Source organism: Marivita sp., from assembly GCF_017643905.1.
Lineage (GTDB): Bacteria > Pseudomonadota > Alphaproteobacteria > Rhodobacterales > Rhodobacteraceae > Marivita.
In genome coordinates this window covers 1-2,326 of record NZ_JAEPMO010000272.1, presented here as the reverse complement: position 1 = coordinate 2,326, position 2,326 = coordinate 1, and the positions used below count along the sequence as shown (strand labels likewise).

3 protein-coding genes are annotated in these 2,326 nt (G+C 61.0%); all 3 read right to left on the bottom strand.

The genetic code is table 11. The annotated features are described in order from the left end of the window. Positions 1–874 (bottom strand): MFS transporter (locus JJ869_RS23095; RefSeq protein ID WP_292271269.1); only part of this gene is annotated, 874 nt, incomplete at its 3' end. 91 nt (positions 875–965) lie between these two features. Further along, positions 966–1,442: a hypothetical protein gene (locus JJ869_RS23090; RefSeq protein WP_292271266.1), complete on the bottom strand. Its 477-nt coding sequence runs from the start codon at positions 1,440–1,442 to the stop codon at positions 966–968. Beyond that, a complete protein-coding gene (locus JJ869_RS23085; protein ID WP_292271262.1) occupies positions 1,432–2,115 on the bottom strand; it encodes a hypothetical protein in 684 nt (227 codons plus the stop codon). The genes JJ869_RS23090 and JJ869_RS23085 overlap by 11 nt, the downstream gene beginning before the upstream one ends. Positions 2,116–2,326: the final 211 nt, after the last annotated feature.

The window sequence follows — 2,326 nt, the reverse complement described above, 5'->3', positions numbered from 1 at the left end:
GGAAACCGCCGAGGGTGGGAAGGTCCGTCAGCGTTGCGGTCAGCACACAGGATGCGATGGCCGCAACCGACAGCCAGATCAGCACCCAACGCCTGTCGTGTTTGTCGGCGAGCCATCCCACGGGGTATTGTGCCAATGCGCCGCCCGCCACGAAGGCCGCCATGAAGAGCGCGATCTGATCCAGCGCGAGGCCGACACCTTGCCCATAGACCGGGCCCACCATGCGGAAGGAGGCAGACGAGATCGCAGCGACGATCACGCCCGCCACGGCAAGGGGCGAGCGGGCGATCGCCATTTTGGGGCGCAATCGCGGCGCGTCAGGTGTTTCGGGTTGTGGCCGGGTGGTCAGGGCCAGCGGTAGCAGCGCTGCACAGCAGAAGATGGCAAGCAGGTTGTAGCTGACATAAGCGGCCGGCGTCAGCACCCCGATCAGCAATTGCGCGACCAGTGATGCGCCCATATCCGCGATCCGGTAAAGCCCCATGGCACGGCCGCGGGTCTCGTTGGTGACCTCCGCCTGAAGCCAGGCTTCGATCACGGTGTAGCAGCCTGCGACGCAGACCCCGGTTGCGATCCGCATCAGTGCCCAAGCGACGGGATCGGCCCACATCATGTGGCTGATCAGCCCAATCGCTCCCAGTACCGTGAACGCGGAAAAGGCGCGTGCATGGCCGACAGTGCCCATCAGACGCGGAGCCCACCAGCAGCCGACAAAGAAACCAACGAAATGCGCAGATCCCAGCATCCCGATTTCGGCGGTGGTAAAGCCCAGTGTTATGCCGGAGATGGCGTCCAGTGGTCCGACACCACCGGATGAGATCTGAAGCAAGGCAACAGACAGGAACAAGGCGGCGAAGGACAAGGGCAGGCGCATTCAGCTTTTAAAAGACTGATACGCCGGGCACGTCCACTGTTTATCCGACGCGAGAGGTCGTTTTCCGCGCTTTGGACGTGCAGTGTTCCGCTTAGACTTTGTTGTATTGGTCGAGGGCGGTGTCCACCATGACATAGGTCTGTGGCATGAAGCGTCCTTTTGGTTTTGTCTCGATCCACCAAGTCCGCGCGCCTTTATTGTTCAGTAAATCACGGAGAAGGCTGTGAAGCGCGCCCTCCATTCCAACAAGCTTGTTCGGGATGGTGTCATTGTGTTTGACGAAGTTGCCGATGATGTGGATGCCTTGCTCGAGATACATTCCGAACGCGCGTTTTTCGGCTGGTGTGAGCGCATCATAGTCTCTTTCTGCGCGTTCCAGAAATTCCGCAAAGTCCAGATTGTTGCTCAATCCTTTGAAGTTGCTCAGGCTTTCAAGCAAATCGCGCCAGTTGGCGAGTTCGGATTGTTTTCGGTTCTGTCGCAGTTCGTAGGCCAGAAAGATCAGTGACAGGATCACGCCGAGCGCGGCAAGGATATCTGCTATCGGGGCAAGCTGGCTAAGCGACATGTGGTTGCTCCTTTGCGCCTAGCCTAGAGCACGCCTCCTTGTCCGGTAAAGCGGGTGATCTCCCGGTTGCAGAGATTTTGGGAACGAGGCCAGACGAACGGATTGTCATCAACCAGTCACGGGGCGGGGCCATGCGGGCGCGCAGGCGGCTCAGGGTCCAGTGACCCGCCCCGTGGTGATGGGCAGGGTCCAGCGACCAGCGGGTTTCGATCCCCGGCGCGCCGCCCTGACCGGGGGTCAGAAGCAGGGCAAGTGGACGGCAGACGCCCGCACCACATCCCGCCTCGGCGGCCAGATGCAGACGGCGGATCGGCACCATCGCGGGGGGTGCAGTCAGATCGGCCACCACCACGGGCGCATGCCCGTCACGCAGCGCTTCTTCCATCGCCCAGAGCAGCATGTCCCGTTTGGCGGGTGTGACGAACAGGATATGGCCCGGCGTGATGTGACCCGCGATGGCGTCAGGGCAGAGGAATTCAGTCGCCGCGTGCTGCGTGATCCAGACCACCGGTCCCCCCAATTGTGCGGCAATGGTCACCGCGAGTGTGTGCCGCGCCTGCCCACAGAGTTCGTGCACGCGTCCCAGCCGCAACGCGATTTCGGGATCGCCTAGCGTGATCTGCGGCGCGGGGCGGTGGGGGCGTCGGGAGAGAAGGGCGTTGGCACTTTGCATGGCAGCAGTTTACGTGTTCTTATTTTGTTCTCAAGAGATTCGTCGCACCTTGCGTGTCAGCCCTTGCCTCGGATCGGTGCAATTGGTCAGGTACGTCAAAGAATTGCCCTCAAGAACAAGGTTCCGTCTGCCGTGATCCCGATTTTGCGCGCCACATTGGTTGCGATCTGGCTGGCTTTCCCAGCAAAGGCGGCTGACCTGAAGGTGTTCG

What these genes read in the sequence shown, in the direction of transcription:
- JJ869_RS23090 (WP_292271266.1), bottom strand. Translation starts at nt 1,442, where the DNA reads ATGTCGCTTAGCCAGCTTGCCCCGATAGCAGATATCCTTGCCGCGCTC.
- JJ869_RS23085 (WP_292271262.1), bottom strand. Translation starts at nt 2,115, where the DNA reads ATGCAAAGTGCCAACGCCCTTCTCTCCCGACGCCCCCACCGCCCCGCG.